Annotated in this window: 14 protein-coding genes; 11 read left to right on the forward strand and 3 right to left on the reverse strand. The window is 72.7% G+C overall.

Translation table 11 applies throughout. The features are described from left to right. Window positions 1–135: 135 nt before the first annotated feature. Entirely contained in the window at window positions 136–1,548 is a 1,413-nt protein-coding gene (locus tag AC2D8W_RS19830; RefSeq protein ID WP_484672979.1) for a DEAD/DEAH box helicase, read from the reverse strand. A gap of 302 nt (window positions 1,549–1,850) precedes the next feature. Between AC2D8W_RS19830 and AC2D8W_RS19835 the strand changes: the two genes are divergently transcribed. From AC2D8W_RS19835 to AC2D8W_RS19845, 3 genes are read left to right on the forward strand one after another with little or no spacing between them, the layout of a single operon-like run. Continuing rightward, on the forward strand, window positions 1,851–2,255 hold the full coding sequence (locus AC2D8W_RS19835; protein ID WP_484672980.1) for a (deoxy)nucleoside triphosphate pyrophosphohydrolase: 405 nt from the start codon (window positions 1,851–1,853) through the stop codon (window positions 2,253–2,255). Further along, window positions 2,255–2,671, forward strand: a complete 417-nt coding sequence (locus tag AC2D8W_RS19840) for a secondary thiamine-phosphate synthase enzyme YjbQ (protein WP_484672981.1) — start codon at window positions 2,255–2,257, stop codon at window positions 2,669–2,671. The genes AC2D8W_RS19835 and AC2D8W_RS19840 overlap by 1 nt, the downstream gene beginning before the upstream one ends. A gap of 1 nt (window position 2,672) precedes the next feature. Next, window positions 2,673–3,683 carry a WD40/YVTN/BNR-like repeat-containing protein gene (locus AC2D8W_RS19845; protein WP_484672982.1) on the forward strand — a complete coding sequence of 337 codons (1,011 nt, stop codon included), beginning with the start codon at window positions 2,673–2,675 and terminating at the stop codon, window positions 3,681–3,683. A gap of 31 nt (window positions 3,684–3,714) precedes the next feature. Here AC2D8W_RS19845 and AC2D8W_RS19850 read toward each other — a convergent pair whose 3' ends face one another. Next, the gene (locus tag AC2D8W_RS19850; RefSeq protein WP_484672983.1) at window positions 3,715–4,605 is read right to left on the reverse strand and encodes a hypothetical protein; all 891 of its coding nucleotides are present in this window, start codon (window positions 4,603–4,605) and stop codon (window positions 3,715–3,717) included. Between the two features lie 104 nt (window positions 4,606–4,709). After that, complete coding sequence (locus tag AC2D8W_RS19855) at window positions 4,710–5,558, reverse strand: methyltransferase domain-containing protein (protein ID WP_484672984.1); 849 nt, start codon at window positions 5,556–5,558, stop codon at window positions 4,710–4,712. Between AC2D8W_RS19855 and AC2D8W_RS19860 the strand changes: the two genes are divergently transcribed. From AC2D8W_RS19860 to AC2D8W_RS19895, 8 genes are all read left to right on the forward strand, one after another. Continuing rightward, window positions 5,558–6,331, forward strand: coding sequence for a ComFC family protein (locus AC2D8W_RS19860; protein ID WP_484672985.1), 774 nt, complete (start codon window positions 5,558–5,560; stop codon window positions 6,329–6,331). The genes AC2D8W_RS19855 and AC2D8W_RS19860 overlap by 1 nt on opposite strands. 28 nt (window positions 6,332–6,359) lie before the next feature. Next, window positions 6,360–6,617 (forward strand): glutaredoxin 3, encoded by a 258-nt coding sequence (grxC, locus tag AC2D8W_RS19865; RefSeq protein WP_484672986.1) that lies wholly within the window; start codon window positions 6,360–6,362, stop codon window positions 6,615–6,617. A gap of 262 nt (window positions 6,618–6,879) precedes the next feature. Continuing rightward, entirely contained in the window at window positions 6,880–7,695 is an 816-nt protein-coding gene (locus tag AC2D8W_RS19870) for a carbon-nitrogen hydrolase family protein (RefSeq protein ID WP_484672987.1), read from the forward strand. Between the two features lie 10 nt (window positions 7,696–7,705). Further along, window positions 7,706–8,137, forward strand: a complete 432-nt coding sequence (locus AC2D8W_RS19875) for a DUF1178 family protein (RefSeq protein ID WP_293479352.1) — start codon at window positions 7,706–7,708, stop codon at window positions 8,135–8,137. A gap of 68 nt (window positions 8,138–8,205) precedes the next feature. After that, complete coding sequence (locus AC2D8W_RS19880) at window positions 8,206–10,164, forward strand: alpha/beta hydrolase family protein (RefSeq protein ID WP_484672988.1); 1,959 nt, start codon at window positions 8,206–8,208, stop codon at window positions 10,162–10,164. Window positions 10,165–10,173: 9 nt separating this feature from the next. Next, window positions 10,174–12,084: an alpha/beta hydrolase family protein gene (locus AC2D8W_RS19885; RefSeq protein ID WP_484672989.1), complete on the forward strand. Its 1,911-nt coding sequence runs from the start codon at window positions 10,174–10,176 to the stop codon at window positions 12,082–12,084. A gap of 8 nt (window positions 12,085–12,092) precedes the next feature. Beyond that, the gene (locus AC2D8W_RS19890) at window positions 12,093–13,943 is read left to right on the forward strand and encodes an alpha/beta hydrolase family protein (RefSeq protein ID WP_484672990.1); all 1,851 of its coding nucleotides are present in this window, start codon (window positions 12,093–12,095) and stop codon (window positions 13,941–13,943) included. Window positions 13,944–14,079: 136 nt separating this feature from the next. Next, a complete protein-coding gene (locus tag AC2D8W_RS19895) occupies window positions 14,080–16,110 on the forward strand; it encodes an oxidoreductase (protein WP_484672991.1) in 2,031 nt (676 codons plus the stop codon). Window positions 16,111–16,112: the final 2 nt, after the last annotated feature.

Below are 16,112 nucleotides of genomic sequence, written 5' to 3' on the forward strand. Positions count from 1 at the left end.
GCGGCTTGTCCGCGGGATCCATGTCTCAGCCGGCTGTGAGTCACGCGTTTATTCGAACGACCGACGCCGCGTCGTTTCTGCGCCCTGCAGTCGCCCGCATGGGTCCCGCGGACAAGCCGCGGGATGACAGCGGCCCTACCGGTTCGACCAGACGCCGTTGCTGCCGCCGCCCCCCTGGGAGCGGCCGCCGTTGCCGCCGCCGCCGCGGCGACGCCGGCCGGGGCCCTTGAAGGCCGGCTTGGCTTCGGGGCTGCGCGGGGGCCGCGCCGGGCCGCCTTCGTGCCGGTGGCCCGGCTTGGCCTCGGCGTGGTTGCGGTTGCGCTTCGGCGGATGCTTGGCGCGGTGCGGCTGTGCCGCCTCGGAGCGCTCGGGCTTGCCCGGGTCGGGCAGGGCGGCGGTGGCCGCGCCCAGGTGACGGTCGTTGCGGCGGTCGAAGCTGGGGATCCGCTGGCGGGTCACCTTCTCGATGTCCTTCAGCAGGCCGCGCTCGTCGTCGGCGCAGAACGCCACCGCCGAGCCGTCGGCGCCGGCGCGGGCCGTGCGGCCGATCCGGTGCACGTAGGCCTCGGGCACGTTCGGCAGCTCGAACTGCACCACGTGGCTGACCGCGTCGATGTCGATGCCGCGGGCGGCGATGTCGGTGGCCACCAGCGCGCGGACCTCGCCGGCCTTGAACGCCGCCAGCGCCCGCTCGCGCTGGCCCTGGCTCTTGTCGCCGTGAATCGAGGCCGCCTCGACGCCCACCTGCTCCAGCCCGCGCGCCACGCGGTCGGCGCCGCGCTTGGTGCGGGTGAACACGATGACGCGCTTGAAGCTGTCGTCGTCGAACAGCTCGGCCAGCAGGGCGCGCTTGCGCTGCTGCTCGACGAAGAGGATGCGCTGGTTGATCCGCTCCACCGTGGTGGCCTGCGGGGTGACCGAGACCTTCACCGGGTTGGGGTTGAGGATCTCGCCGGCGAGCACCTCGATCTCCTTCGGCATGGTGGCCGAGAAGAACAGGTTCTGGCGCTGGCGCGGCAGGAACTTCACGATCTTCCGGATCGGGACGATGAAGCCCATGTCCAGCATCTGGTCGGCCTCGTCCAGGACGAAGGTCTCCACGCCCTCGAGGGTCATGGTCTTCTCGCCCAGGTGGTCGAGCAGGCGGCCCGGGGTGGCCACCAGCACGTCGACGCCGCCCGCGAGCGCGCGCATCTGGCCGCCGTACTTCACGCCGCCGAACACCACGGCGACCGAGACGCCCATGTGCCGCCCGTAGGTCTTGAAGCTCTCGCCGATCTGGGTGGCGAGTTCGCGGGTGGGGGCCAGCACCAGGACGCGGGCGCTGCGGCGCGGGGCCTGGCGCTTGGTCTCGGCGAGGCGGTGCAGGATAGGCAGTGCGAAGGCCGCGGTCTTGCCGGTGCCGGTCTGGGCGATGCCCAGGATGTCCTTGCCGTCCATGACGCCCGGGATCGCCTGGGCCTGGATCGGGGTGGGATTGACATAGCCCTCGTCGGCCAGCGCCTTGAGCAGCGGCTTGGCCAGGCCAAGGTCGGTGAATTGGGTCAAACGATAGTCTTTCACGTATGCGACGAACGCGCCCAGCCGGTCGCTCCGGGGGCGCGGGATCGCGGGTCTTTGGGGAGCGCCCCGCGTGATGGGCGATCTATGAGAAGTCTCTCACTGCGCTCGACAGGCTGGGTCCGGAGGGACCCCACGCGGCTGGAGCGTCGCTAGCGCTCAGGAGGAGCGCAGGCCGCACATCGGGGTTTCACGCGGCAAAGTCAACCCACGCAGTCGGAATAGCGGGGCCGCGCCCCGGTTTCGGGCCGCATGTTGCCTTTGCGGCCACACCCCGCCAAGGAAGCCGGATGACGAAGCCGATGGTCCTGGTCGCCGCCGCGGCCCTGGTCGACGTGGACGGCCGGGTGCTGATCTGCCAGCGCCCGGAGGGCAAGCAGCTGGCCGGACTCTGGGAGTTTCCCGGCGGCAAGGTGGAGCCCGGCGAGACCCTCGAGGCCTGCCTGATCCGCGAGCTGAACGAGGAACTCGGGATCACGGTGACCAAGTCCTGCCTGGCGCCCTTCGTCTTCGCCAGCCACGAATACGAGACCTTCCACCTCTTGATGCCGCTCTACCTGGTCCGGCGCTGGAAGGGCGTGGTGCGGGCGCTGGAGCACAAGGCCATCGCCTGGGTGCGCCCCAACGGCATGGACGCCTACCCGATGCCGCCGGCGGACGCGCCGCTGGTGGCGTGGCTGCGGGACCTGATCTGATGCGCCAGGCGGCGACCGTGCTCGCGGTGCGGACGCCGGGGCCCGGGCTGCACGAGATCACCCGCGACGTGGCCGCCTGGGCCCACGGGCAGGGCATGGCCGCCGGGCTGCTCACGCTCTTCTGCCGCCACACCTCGGCGTCGCTGACCATCCAGGAGAACGCCGCCCCGGACGTCCGCCGCGACCTGGAGGACTGGGTGGCCCGCGTGGCGCCCGAGAGCCCCGGCTACCGCCACCAGGACGAGGGGCCGGACGACATGCCGGCCCACCTGCGCAGCGTGCTCACCGGCGTGCAGCTCTCGATCCCGCTGCTGGACGGCCGCCTGGCGCTCGGGACGTGGCAGGGCGTCTACCTCTTCGAGCACCGCCGCCGCCCCCACCGCCGCGAGGTGGCGATGCATCTGCTGGGCGAATGAGATGCGCGTCCTGGCGGCTCTCCTGGCGCTGACGCTGGCGGCCCCCGCGCAGGCCGGCTGGCGGCGCATCGACCTGCCGCGCGACGATGTCACGCTGCGCGCGGTGGCGATCTCGCCGTCCGGCGCCTTCCACGTCTCGGGCAGCAAGGGCGCGCACGCCGTGAGCCAGGACGGCGGCCGGACCTGGCGCTTCTCCGCGCCGCTGGGCGAGGCGGCGTACGACTTCCGGGGCGTCGCGGTGGCCCACGACGGCGCCGTCCTGCTGATGAGCGCGGGCGAGGCCGCGAAGGGCGACGCCAACATCTTCCGCAGCGCCGACGGCGTGAGCTGGGCGAAGACGTTCCAGACCACCGAGCCCGGCGCCTTCCTCGACACCCTGGCGCTGCGCGACGGCCGGCGCGGGTTCGTGCTGGGCGACCCGGTCGGCGGGCGCTGGTTCGTGCTGCGCACGGACGACGGCGGCCGGACGTGGACCCGGCTGCCGGGGCCCGCGGTGAGGCCGGGAGAGGCGGCGTTCGCGGCGAGCAACTCGGCCCTGTTCCTGGGCCCCGGCCGGGAGGTGTGGATCGTCGGCGGCGGCCTCGCCCGCGCCCGGGTGTTCCATTCGCGTGACGACGGGGCGACCTGGTCGGCGTCCGAGACTGCCATAGAAGGCGGCGAGAGCGCGGGCCTCTTCGGCGGCATAGCGCTGGGGGGCGGCCGCGCGGTGGTCGTCGGCGGCGACTACAGGGCCGAGCTGCGCGAAGGCCCCGCGATCGCGCGCACGCAGGATGGCGGACGCACGTGGACGCCCGCGCCCGACGCCGGGACGCCGCGGCTGCTGGAGGGCGTGGCCCGCCGCGATGCGCGCACGCTGATCGCCATCGGGCCGCGCGGCGCCTCGGTCAGCCGCGACGACGGCGCCACCTGGCGTCAGGTGGACGAAGAGGCCTTCCACGCCATCGCCTGCGCGGGGGCCACGTGCGTCGCGGCGGGCGGCAGGGGCCGCGTCGCCGTCTGGATCGACGACTGAGCCCTCGGCCTCCCGGGCCGGGCGGCCGCGTTCAGAGCCCCGCGCGGCGCGTGGGCCGGGCGGCGTCGACGACGCACTGGCCGGGATCGGCCATGGCGTGCAGCCCCAGGCAGTAGATGTCCTCGTAGTGCGTGCCCGCCGCCGCGAGGCACTGGTGGAAGTTGAGTTTGGCGATGCGCAGGCACTGGCCGGCGCGGGGCTCCTGCATCAGCGAGCGGGCGGCGCGGTCCTGGCCCAGGACGGTCAGCGCCGCCACCGCCACGCCGCGGGTGACCACCGGGGTCGCGCCGCTCCGCCGCCCGCCCTCGGCCAGGGCGGCGTGCAGGCGCGCGCGGTCGGCGGGATCGGCGCGGTAGCCGGCCGCCTGCTTCACGGCCGCCAGCCGCTGCGGGCCGTTGGGCACCCGGGCGCGCGACCAGGGCTGGTGCTGGACGCTGTACGAGGCCTTGCGCACCCGCTGCCCGGCGCCCGCGAGCGCCTCGCCGCGACGGGCCAGAGCCGCGTTGGCGCGGGCGGCGGCGGCCGAGGCCCCGGGCGTCCTCAGGGCCGCCTCGGGCGCGGCGGCGATGCGTCGGCCGAGGTCGCGATCGGCGCGGACGGCCGCCACGAAGCCGGGCTCCTGCAGGGCGGCCAGGGCGGCGTAGGCGATCATGCTGGCTTCCAGCTGCCGCGGCTCGTAGCCGGCGGCGGTGCGCAGCCGCTCGCCGATCTCGGCCGGCCCCGAGAAGGCGGGGTCGATGGCCGCGGCCTTGCGGGTGTAGGCCTCGAACGCCCCGGCCTGCGCGGCCAGGCCCACGTCGAGGTAGCCGCCCGCGGGCGCGCGGGCGGCCCGGGCCGGCGGCGGCGGCGCGGGCGTGGCGCAGCCGGCCAGCGTCGCGGCGATGAGGGCGGCCGTCAGGCCGCGGGCAGTCCTTGGGCGCACGTCGATCTCTCCCCGACGAACCGCCCCCCACTGACGCAAGCTTGGCCGCGAACGGCCCGGCCTGCGCCGTGGCGGACTGTCACACCGCCAGGGTTATCAGAGTCTTATGGCGCAGCTTGCGGGTTCGCGGCCGGGGTCCAGCCGGTCAGGGTGATGATCTCGAAGGTGGCCGGAACGCGGCCGTCGGCGGTCCCGAATCGCTCGGCGTAGAGCGCGCAGGCGCGCGCCAGCAGGGTCCGGGTCAGCGGCTTGGGATGCCGGTCGGCGAGCACGCTGGTCTCGCCCATCTGGCGCAGGTCGGCCAGCAGGCGCAGCGGGTGCGCATAGGTCACGGTCACGGTGTCGACGTCGGCCACGGGCTGGATGAAGCCCGCGCGCTGCAGCAGGCCCGCCGCGTCGGCGGTGTCGGCGAAGGGCGAGACGCGGCTGCCCGCGCCGCCCAGGATCTCGGCCTCGGCGGCCACCAGCGACTGGCGCAGCTCGGTCAGCGTCACCCCGCCCAGCAGGGCGGCGATGAACAGGCCGTCCGGTCTCAGCGCGCGGCGCGCCTGGATCAGCGCGCCGACCACGTCGTTGGTCCAGTGCAGCCCCAGCGTCGAGACGATCAGGTCCAGGCTGGCGTCGGCGAACGGCAGGCGCTCGTCGTCGGCGACCAGGCGCGGCCCCGGCCGGCCGGCGAGCATCCGGGGCGACAGGTCGGCCTCGATCAGCATCCCCACCTTGCCCGGCGCCTCCTGGGCCAGGGCCTCGGCGAAGGCGCCGCCCCGGGCCGAGAGCTCGGCCGCCCGGGGGAAGGTCCTCAGGATGGGAGCCAGCCGCTCGGCGATGTCGGTCGCGGCCCGCCGGTGCAGGAAGTCGGCCGCGCCGAAGCCGCCCGCCGCCCGGTCCAGGCGCTTGCGGTGAAGCTCGCGATCGAAGAGCCTGGGGGGCGTGGCTGGAGGCGGGGCCGGCATTGGACGCCGAGAGAGACGATTTCGCCGCGACATGGAAGCCCCGCGTTCAGGCGGCGTGGCGCGGCGCGCTCGACATGCTGTTCCCGCCCCAGGCGCTGGACGGCGGGCCGCGCCCGCTGGCGGGGGGCTTCTCGGCCGACGCCTGGAGCCGCATCCGCTTCCTGGACGGCCCCGTCTGCGACGGCTGCGGGGCGCCGTTCGCCTTCGACTCCGGCGTGCGCTGCCCGGCCTGCCTGGCCAAGCCCCGCGCCTTCGACGCCGCCCGCGCCGCGTGCCTCTACGACGAGACCTCGCGCGATCCCATCCTGCAGCTGAAGCACGCCGACCGCCTCGACCTGGCGCCCATGCTCGCCCGCTGGCTCAGCCGCGCAGCCCGCGACCTGATCGAGCCGGCGGACGCCATCGTCCCCGTGCCGCTGCACCCCCTGCGCCTCCTGTCCCGGCGCTACAATCAGGCCGCCGAGATCGCCCGGCCGCTCGCCCGGTTGACCGGGACGCCCTACCTGCCCGACGCGCTCGTGCGCCGCCGCCGCACCCAGACCCAGGGCGGCAAGTCCGGGACGGGCCGCCGGCGCAACGTGGCCGGCGCCTTCGAGACGCCCGAGGGCCGTCGCCGACAGGTGGAGGGCCTGCGCATCCTTCTAGTCGATGACGTGTTGACCACAGGCGCCACCGCAGAGGGCTGTGCGCGGGCGTTGAAGGCCGCCGGAGCCGCCCGCGTTGACCTGGCGGTGGTGGCGAGGGTCCAAGCGCCGCAAGGACTCACTATATGACGGCGAAACGACGACGGCTGCGAGCGAGATGACCCAGGTCACCATCTACACCAAGCCCTACTGCCCCTACTGCATCCGCGCGGTTGACCTGCTGGAGCAGAAGGGCGTCACGTTCACCGAGATCTCGGCGGCGTTCGACCCCGACAAGCGCCAGGAGATGCTCCAGCGCTCGGGCGGCCGGGCGACCTATCCGCAGATCTTCATCGGCGACCGGCACATCGGCGGCTGCGACGACATGATGGCCCTCGAACGCGCCGGCAAGCTGGACCCGCTGCTGGCGGCCTGAGGGCGCGCACCGCCCCCAAACCCTGTCGTCCCGGTTTCCGCGCAGCGGAAGACCGGGACCCATAGACTCGGTGGTTCCGGAGGAGGCGCGGCGCCGCCGCCGCGGGCCGCCACAGGCAGCGGGTGCGTATGGGTCCCGGTTTTCGCCCGATGGCGAAACCGGGATGACAGCTCCTGTGCGGCGTGGGTCGTACACGTGATCGCCTCCCGGAGCAGGCCTGACCGGCCTTCCGTCGCGGCGCGGCCGCGACTAAGGGAGCCGCATGAAGGTCGCGCTGATCCAGACCCGCACGCCCGCGAGCCACGCCGCGGCGCTCGCCCATGTCCTGCCCCTCGTGCGGGAGGCCGCGGCCGGCGGCGCGCGTCTCGTCTGCACGCCCGAGGGCACGAACATCCTGCAGAAGGACCGCGACCGGCTGCTGCCCCAGCTGACGCGGCTGGAGGACGATCCCGTGGTGACCGGCCTGCGCGAGGCCGCCCGTGAGTTCGGGGTCTGGATCGACGTCGGTTCGGCCCTGGTGCTGCGCGAGGACGGCAAGGCGGCCAACCGCCAGGTGCTGGTCCGGCCCGACGGCGGCGTGGCGGCGACCTACGACAAGCTGCACATGTTCGACGTCGACCTGCCGACCGGGGAGACCGCGCGGGAGTCGGCCACCTACGAGCCCGGCGATCGCGCCGTCACGGCCGAGGTCGACGGGGTCCGGCTGGGCCTGACCATCTGCTACGACCTGCGCTTCCCGGCCCTGCACCGCGCGCTCGCGCTGGCGGGCGCCGAGGTGATGACCATCCCTGCCGCCTTCACCCGGCCCACCGGAGAGGCGCACTGGCGCGTCCTGATGCGGGCGCGCGCCATCGAGACGGGCAGCTATGTCCTGGCCGCCGCCCAGGGCGGCTTCCACGAGGACGGCCGCGGCACCTACGGGCATTCGCTGGTGGTGGAGCCCTGGGGCGAGGTGGTGGCCGAGCTTGACCACGACGAGCCGGGCGTGCTTTTCGCCGACCTCGACCTGGCGGCGCCGCAGAAGGCCCGCAGGGCCATTCCCGCGCTGGCCAATGCGCGGGCGTTCACGGGTCCCTAGATAAGGTTCGATGATCCGCTACGCGCTCACCTGCGACCACGATCACGCGTTCGAGGGCTGGTTCGCCTCGTCCGGCGACTACGACGACCAGCAGGCGCGCGGCCTGCTCGAATGCCCGGTCTGCGCCTCGAAGGCCGTCCGCAAGCAGATCATGGCGCCCGCCGTCGCCGGCACGAAGCGCACCGCGCGCGACGTCGAGCCCGCCCAGATGCGCGCCATGATGATGGAGGCCGCCGGCCGCATCCGCCGTCACGTGGAAGAGAACTTCGACGACGTGGGCGACGCCTTCGCCCGCGAGGCCCGCGCCATCCACGAGGGCAAGGCCGAGGACCGCGGCATCTACGGCCAGGCCTCGCCGAAGGAGGTCCGCGAGCTGCTGGAAGACGGCGTGCCCGTCGCCGCCCTGCCGCCGGAGCCCCCGAAGAAGACGGATCTCAACTAGCGGCGCCTTGCGGCGCGTTCCGCCTGACGGCAATCTCGGATTGCATTTGCGTGAGGCTGGGGGGCCGCGTGAGGAGCATCCGCATTCTGCTGGCGGCCGCCGCGCTGGCGCTCGCCGGCCCGTCCGCCGTCCACGCCGCGCCGCTCTCGGCCTACGGCGGCCTGCCCAGCATCGACGAAATCCGCCTTTCGCCAGACGGCTCGACCCTCGCCGTGATCGCCTCCGACGGCGTCAAGCGCCGCCTGCTGGTGCGGCCGACGGCCGGCGGCGCGCCAAAGGTGTTCGCCGTCGGCGAGGCGAAGGTGCGGCGGATCGACTGGCTGGGGACGGACCAGCTGATCATCACCACGTCGCAGACGGGCAAGCCGATCGACCTCTTGGGGCCGCGGCGCGAATGGCTGATGGGCTTCTCGCTCGACCTGAAGGACGACAAGGTCCGGCCGCTGCTCTCCAAGTCGCTGGCGAAGACGACCACCGGCACCCATTTCCGCGACGCCGGGTCCGACCTGATCGGCGCGATGAACACCATGGCGGGGCCGCCCCTGGTGCGGCTCGTCGACGGCAAGCCGACGCTGTTCCTGCAGGCGATCGCGTTCAAGGACACCCAGGGCCTGCTGACCATCGTGCAGAGCAATCCGCGGAACGGCGCGCAGAAGATCGTCGAGTTCGGCGGCAACGACACCGACGAGATCCTGCTGGGCGCCGATGGCGCGCCCGTCGCGCGCAGCGACTACGACGGCAAGTCCGGCCGCTGGTCGCTGAAGCTGCGCCGTCCCGACTCGGGGAACTGGGCCGAGGTGCGAAGCGTCGCGGCCAAGATCGACCGTCCGTACATGGTGGGCCTCGGGCGCGACGGGCAGTCGGTCCTGCTCGCCGAGCCGGACGCCTCGGGCTACCTGCTGCGCGAGGTCGGTCCCGACGGCGCCGCCTCGGATCCGCTCGACGTCCGCGACGCCGACGGCGCCATCTTCGACCCCGAGACGCACCGGCTGATCGGAGTCCAGGCGCTGGTGGGCGACGAGCGGCGCTACACCTTCTTCGACCCCCGCGACCAGAAGGCCTGGAACGCGGTGCAGGCCGCGTTCAAGGGCGACCCGGTCCGCCTCGAGTCCTGGACGCAGGATCGCCAGAAGATCGTCGTCGCGGTGGACTCGGCCCGGGACGGGCCCGGCTACGCGCTGGTCGACCTCGGCGCCCGCAAGGGCGCCTGGCTGGCGGCCCGCTACGAGAAGATCCTGCCCGAGGACATCGCCAAGGTGCAGGCTCTGCGGTTCAAGGCGAGCGACGGCCTGGAGCTCACCGGCTACCTCACACTGCCCAACGGCCAGCCCGCCCGGAACCTGCCGCTGGTGGTCCTGGCGCACGGCGGCCCCGAGGCGCGCGACACGCCCGGGTTCGACTGGTGGTCGCAGGCCATCGCCTCGCGCGGCTACGCGGTGCTGCGCGTGAACTTCCGCGGCTCGGACGGGTTCGGCCGCGGGTTCGTCGAGGCCGGCTACGGCCAGTGGGGCCGCAAGATGCAGACGGACCTGTCCGACGGGGTGCGCCACCTGGCGGCCCAGGGACTCGTCGACCCCAAGCGGGTCTGCATCGCCGGCGCGAGCTACGGCGGATACGCCGCCCTGGCGGGCGCGACCCTGGACCCCGGCGTCTACCGCTGCGCCGCCTCGGTGGCCGGGCTGTCGGACCTGCGCCGCCTGGTGGAGGACGAAGGACGGGTTTCCCAGCGCTACTGGAAGCGGTTCATGGGCGTGCAGAAGCTGGGCGATCCCGCGCTGGCCGAGATCTCGCCGCTGACCCACGTCGGGCGCGTCTCCATCCCCATCCTGCTGGTGCACGGCCGGGACGACACCGTGGTTCCGCTCGAGCAGAGCCGGATCATGGCCGAGGCCCTGCAGAAGGCCGGCAAGCCGGTCGAGTACGTGGTGCAGGACGGCGAGGACCACTGGCTCTCGCGCGGCGAGACCCGCCTGCAGATGCTCACCGCCACCATGGCCTTCATCGAAAAGCACAACCCGCCGAACTGAGGGCTCCCCGTGACGCGTATCGCCTGCCTGCTCGCACTGCTGCTGTGGATCCAGGCGGCCCCCGCCGCCGCGGCGCCGCTCGCCGCCTACGGCAAGCTGCCGTCGATCGAGACGGCGGTGATCTCGCCCAGCGGCCACGCCGTGGCGGTGGTCGTCACCAACGGGGAGCAGCGGACCCTGGTGGTTCGCGACCTCGGCAGCGGGGCGATCACGCTTCGCGGCCTCCTGGGCGACCACAAGATCCGCAACGTCCAGTGGGCCGGCGACAAGCGCCTGGTGATCGTCCACTCCGCGACCAGCAATTCCTTCGTGGTGCAGAACGGCTTCCGCGAGTGGTTCTTCGCCAACATGATCGACCTGACCACGAAGAAGATGACCCCGCTCATGCGCAACTCGCAGGCGGACCTGTCGTCGATCTTCGACTATCCGATCGTGCGCAACCACCGCGGGGACCCTGCCGTCTTCGTCCAGGGGGTGGTGTTCTCGGCGGGCCGCGGCCGGCTGTCGCTGTTCCGGATCGACACCGAGACCGGCGCCAATCGCCTCGTCGAGGAGGGCAGCCCGGAAACCATCGACTGGGTCGTGGACCCGGAGGGCCGCCCGCTCGCGCAGGAACTCTACAATCCCGGCAGCGGCGGGTGGACGCTGCGGATGCGCGGCCCGGACGGCTGGCGCGACGTCGTCACCGCGCGGGAGAAGCTGGACCGGCCGTTCATGGTGGGCCTGGGGCGGGACGGCGGCTCGGTCGTCTACGCCCAACTCGACGAGGCCCGGCGCTGGCGGTGGCGCCAGGCTGGCGCTGACGGGACGTCCCAGCCGCTCGACGTCGACAACAACCCCGCGCCGATCCGCGCCGCGCTCGACGGTCGGATGATCGGGCACTACCTGCTGGCGGGCGACGAGGACCGCTACACCTTCCACGACCCTGCCGACGCCCGCGCGTGGCAGGCCATCGTCGACGCCTACGCCGGGCAGCGGGTCCGGCTGGAGTCCTGGTCGACGGACCGTCGCCGCATCGTGGTGCTGGTGGAGTCCGGCGCCGACGCGCCCCGCTATGCCGTGGTCGACCTCGGCGAGCGCCGCGCAGACTGGCTGGGCGCCCAGTATGTCGACCTGACTGCGGCGGACGTGTCGCCCCGCCAGCCTGTCCGCTTCAAGGCCGCCGACGGCCTGTCGCTGACCGGATACCTGACCACGCCGCGCGGAAAGGCGGTCCGCAACCTGCCGCTCATCGTCTTCCCGCACGGGGGGCCGGCGTCGCGCGACACCCCCGACTTCGACTGGTGGGCGCAGGGGATGGCCTCGCGCGGCTACGCCGTGCTGCAGGTGAACTTCCGAGGTTCCGAAGGCCTGGGACGATCGTTGCTCGAGGCGGGCTACGGGCAGTGGGGCCGCAAGATGCAGACCGACCTGTCGGACGGCGTGCGCCACCTGGCCGCTCAAGGGGCGATAGACCCGAAGCGCGTGTGCATCGTGGGCGCGAGCTACGGCGGCTATGCGGCGCTGGCCGGTCCGACGCTGGACCGCGGGGTCTACCGCTGCGCCGTTTCGTTCGGCGGGGTCAGCGACCTGAGGCGCCTGATCAGCTATTCGCAGTCCCGCAGCGGCGCCGATGCAGGCCGCTACTGGCGCCGGTTCATGGGCGTCGACAGCGACGGCGTCGAGTCGCTCGCCGCCTATTCGCCCGCGCTCAACGCCGAGAAGGCCGACGCCCCGATCCTCCTGATCCACGGGCGCGACGACACGGTCGTGCCGGTCGAACAGAGCCAGATCATGGCCGCGGCCCTCCAGAAGGCGGGCAAGCCGGTCGAGCTCGTCGTCCAGAAGGGCGCCGACCACTGGCTCTCGCGCGGCGAGACCCGCCTGCAGATGCTCACCGCCACCATGGCCTTCGTCGAAAAGCACAACCCGCCGAACTGAACGCCGCGATGACCCGCATAGCCCTCCTGCTCGCATGCCTGGTCCTCACCGTCGGCGCGGCGGCCTGGTCGGCTCCCCTGGAGGTCTACGGGCGTCCGGCGAGCATCGAGAACGTGACGGTGTCGCCCTCGGGCGCGCGATTGGCCTTGGTCACCACGGACGGCGAGCGACGGAGTGTCGCCGTACAGGATCTCAACGGGCGCCGGTTCATCACCCGCGCGACGTTCGGCGATGTTCCAGTGCAAGCGATCCGCTGGGCCGGCGAGGACCACCTGCTGATCACGACCCTCGTGCGGTTCGATCCGCCCCGGGTGTCCGGCGGCCTGCGCGACTGGCGGCGCGTGCACGTCTTCGACCTGGCCGCCCAGCGCATCCGGCCCCTGCTGGACGGAGCGGCCCACGACCTCAACATTGTGCTGCGGGCGCCCATGGTGCGGCAGGTGGGCGGGCGTCCGGCGGTGTTTCTGGAGAGCGTGCAGTACGTCGACAACCGGGGCTTTGCGGCCGTCTACCAGGTGGATCTCGCGACAGGCCAGAGCCGGCTCGTCCAGCGGGCGGTCTGGGGCAGCACCAGGTGGCTCGTCGACGACCGGGGCGAAGTCGTCGCCCGCGAGATGCTGGATGAGAAGACCCGACGGACCAGCGTGGACGTCCGGGTCGGAGACCGGTGGCGCGACGTCGAGGCTGCGGGCGCCCCCACCGTTCGCGCCACGCTGGTGGCCCTGGGCCCGGACGGCCGCTCGATCGTCTATCGACGTGCGGGCGAGGGTTCGCCGGCCGAGTTTCTCCTGGCCCCATTGGACGGAGGTCCGATCCAAAGGCTGGAGTGGCCCGCCCATCACAGCGTGGTCTCAGATCCGCAGACCGGCCGAGCGATCGGCCATGCCGGCTGGGACGGCGACAGCTTCGCCACGGTCTACCTCGATGCGGCCGATGCGGCTGTCTACGCCGCTCTGCGCGTGGCCTATCCGGCGCTCTCCCTCAACGTCTTCTCGTGGTCGGACGACCGCGCAGTGACCGCCGCGCTGGTCGATACGCCCGGCCGTGCGCCCGGGTTTGGCCTCTACGACTATCGGCATCGTCGCGCTGAGTGGATCGGTCCCGAACGCGCCGGTCTTGCCGACGCCGATGTGGCGCTGCTCGGGCGGGTGCGCGTCAAGGCCTCGGACGGGCTCGATCTCAGCGGCTACCTGACCCGCCCGCCAGGACGCGCCCAAGCCCGCGACCTGCCGCTGATCGTCCTGCCGCACGATGGGCGCCACGCGACACCCGTGTTCGACTGGTTCGCCCAGGCCCTGGCGTCGCGGGGCTACGCTGTCCTGCAACTGAACCACCGCGGAACGCCAGGCCTTGGCGCCGCGTTGGCCGCCGCCGGCCAGGGTGAAATCGGGCGGCGCATGCAGACCGATCTTTCCGACGCCGTCAACGCGCTGGCCGCCAGCGGCGCGATTGACCCCAAGCGCGTGTGCATCGTTGGCGAAGGCTATGGAGGCTACGCCGCGCTGACCGGCCTGATGCTGCAGCCGAACGTGTACCGGTGCGGTGTGTCGCTGGACGGCTTCTTCGAACTGACCTGGCCTCGCGACCTGCGGCCTGACGAGGCGGAACGCGCCCGGCGCGCACTGGGCGTCGATGGGCCGGAGGATCCACGGCTCGTGACGTACTCGCCGTTGAAGCGGGCCGCCGAGATCCGGGCCCCGTGCTGCTTGTGCACCAGTTCGAGTCCGGCGATGCGCAGCTGGAGCGGACGGAGGCGATGGCCGCGGCTCTGCGGAAAGCCGGGCGACCGGCCGAGCTCCTGGTGCAGGCCTCGCGGGAACATCGCCCAACCCGTGTCCAGGCGCGAGAGCAGATGCTGAATGCGGTCGTCGCCTTCATCGAAAAGCACAACCCGCCGAACTGAGGCCGGCCGCGGCGCAGCGCGCGCAGTCCCCTCTGGCTTGACCTTGGGGGACGGCTGACAAAGGTCGGTCGAGACGACGGCGGAGGGGCCCGATGAGCGCGACGACCAAGTACCCGCACCTGTTCGAGCCGCTGGACCTCGGGTTCACGCGCATCAAGAACCGCGTGATCATGGGCTCGATGCACACGGGGCTGGAGGACATCCCCGGCGGGTTCGAGCGGCAGGCGGCCTATTTCGCCGAACGGGCCCGCGGCGGCGTGGGCATGATCATCACCGGCGGCATCGGGCCGAACCGCGAGGCCGGCGGCGGCGCCAAGCTCTCGACGCCGGAGGAGGCCGAACAGCACCGCATGGTGACCCAGGCGGTGCGCGCCACCGATCCCGACGTGAAGATCTGCCTGCAGATCCTGCATGCCGGCTCGCTGGCCCGGAACCCCGACGCGGTGGCCCCGTCGGCGATCCGCGCGCGCATCGCGCCGAACGTCCCCAACGAGCTCGACGCGGCGGGCATCGAGAAGCAGCTGTCGGACTTCGCCAACTGCGCCGCCATGGCCCAGCTGGCCGGCTACGACGGCGTCGAGATCATCGGCTCGGCGGGATACCTGCTGTCGACCTTCCTGGTGGAGCGGACCAACCAGCGCACCGACGAGTGGGGCGGGACCTGGGAGAAGCGCATGCGCTTCCCGGTCGAGGTGGTGCGCCGCGTCCGCGCGGCCGTGGGGCTCGACTTCATCGTCATCTTCCGCATCCCGGCCATGGACATGCTGCAGGACGGCCTGGCCTGGGACGAGGTGGTCAGCCTGGGCAAGGCGGTGGTCGAGGCCGGGGCCACGATCGTCTCCACCCACTTCTGCTGGCACGAGGCCCAGGTGCCGACCATCGCCACCATGGTGCCGCGCGCCGCCTTCGCCGGGGTCACCGGCCGGCTGCGCAAGGAGCTGGGCGTGCCGATGATCACCAGCAACCGCATCAACATGCCCGCCGTGGCCGAGCAGGTGCTGGCGCGCGGCGACGCCGACCTGGTCTCCATGGCCCGGCCGATGCTGGCCGATCCCGACCTGGTGAAGAAGACGCTCGAGGGCCGCGAGGACGAGATCAACACCTGCATCGCCTGCAACCAGGCGTGCCTGGACCACACCTTCACCGGCCGCCTGACCAGCTGCCTGGTCAACCCGCGCGCCTGCCGCGAGACCGAGCTGAACTACCCGAAGGCCACGGCCGCCAAGCGCATCGCGGTGGTGGGCGCAGGACCGGCGGGGCTGGCCTACGCCACCGTCGCGGCCGAGCGCGGGCACAAGGTCGCCCTGTTCGACGCCGCCGCCGAGATCGGCGGCCAATTCAACCTGGCCCGGCGGATCCCGGGCAAGGAGGAGTTCGACGAGACGCTGCGCTACTATCGCCGGCGGATCGAGGTGCTGGGCATCGACGTGAGGCTCGGGACGCAGGTCTCGGCCGAGGACCTGAAGGCCGGCTACGACGAGGTGATCGTGGCCACCGGCATCGAGCCGCGCACGCCTGACCTGCCCGGCATCGACCACCCGAAGGTGGCCGGCTACATCGACGTGATCGAGGGCCGGAAGCCCGTGGGGCAGAAGGTGGCGATCATCGGCGCCGGCGGCATCGGCTTCGACGTGGCCGAGCTGATCACCCACGCCGGGACCTCGGCCTCGCTCGACATCGACGTCTTCGCCCGGGAATGGGGCATCGACTTCCGCAATCATCCCCGTGGCGGCGTCACCGGCGTCACGCCGCAGGTCGCCAGCTCGGGCCGCGAGGTCACCCTGATGCAGCGCCGCAGCGATCCGATCGGCAAGTCGCTGGGCAAGACCACGGGCTGGACCCACCGACTCATCCTGCAGCGGCGGGGCGTGAAGATGCTGAACGGCGTCGAGTACGTGAAGATCGACGACGCCGGCCTGCACGCGCGGGTTGGCGGCCAGCCCGCCCTGTTCGAGGTGGACACGGTGATCGTCTGCGCCGGGCAGACCCCCAAGCGCGACCTCTACGACCAGCTGACACGGCTGGGCGTGAAGGCGACCCTGGTCGGCGGCGCCTTCGAGGCGGCCGAGCTGGACGCCAAGCAGGCCATCAACCAGGCGTCAGAGCTGGCGGCGGCGGTCTGACC

This window comes from Phenylobacterium sp. T106, assembly GCF_057219735.1.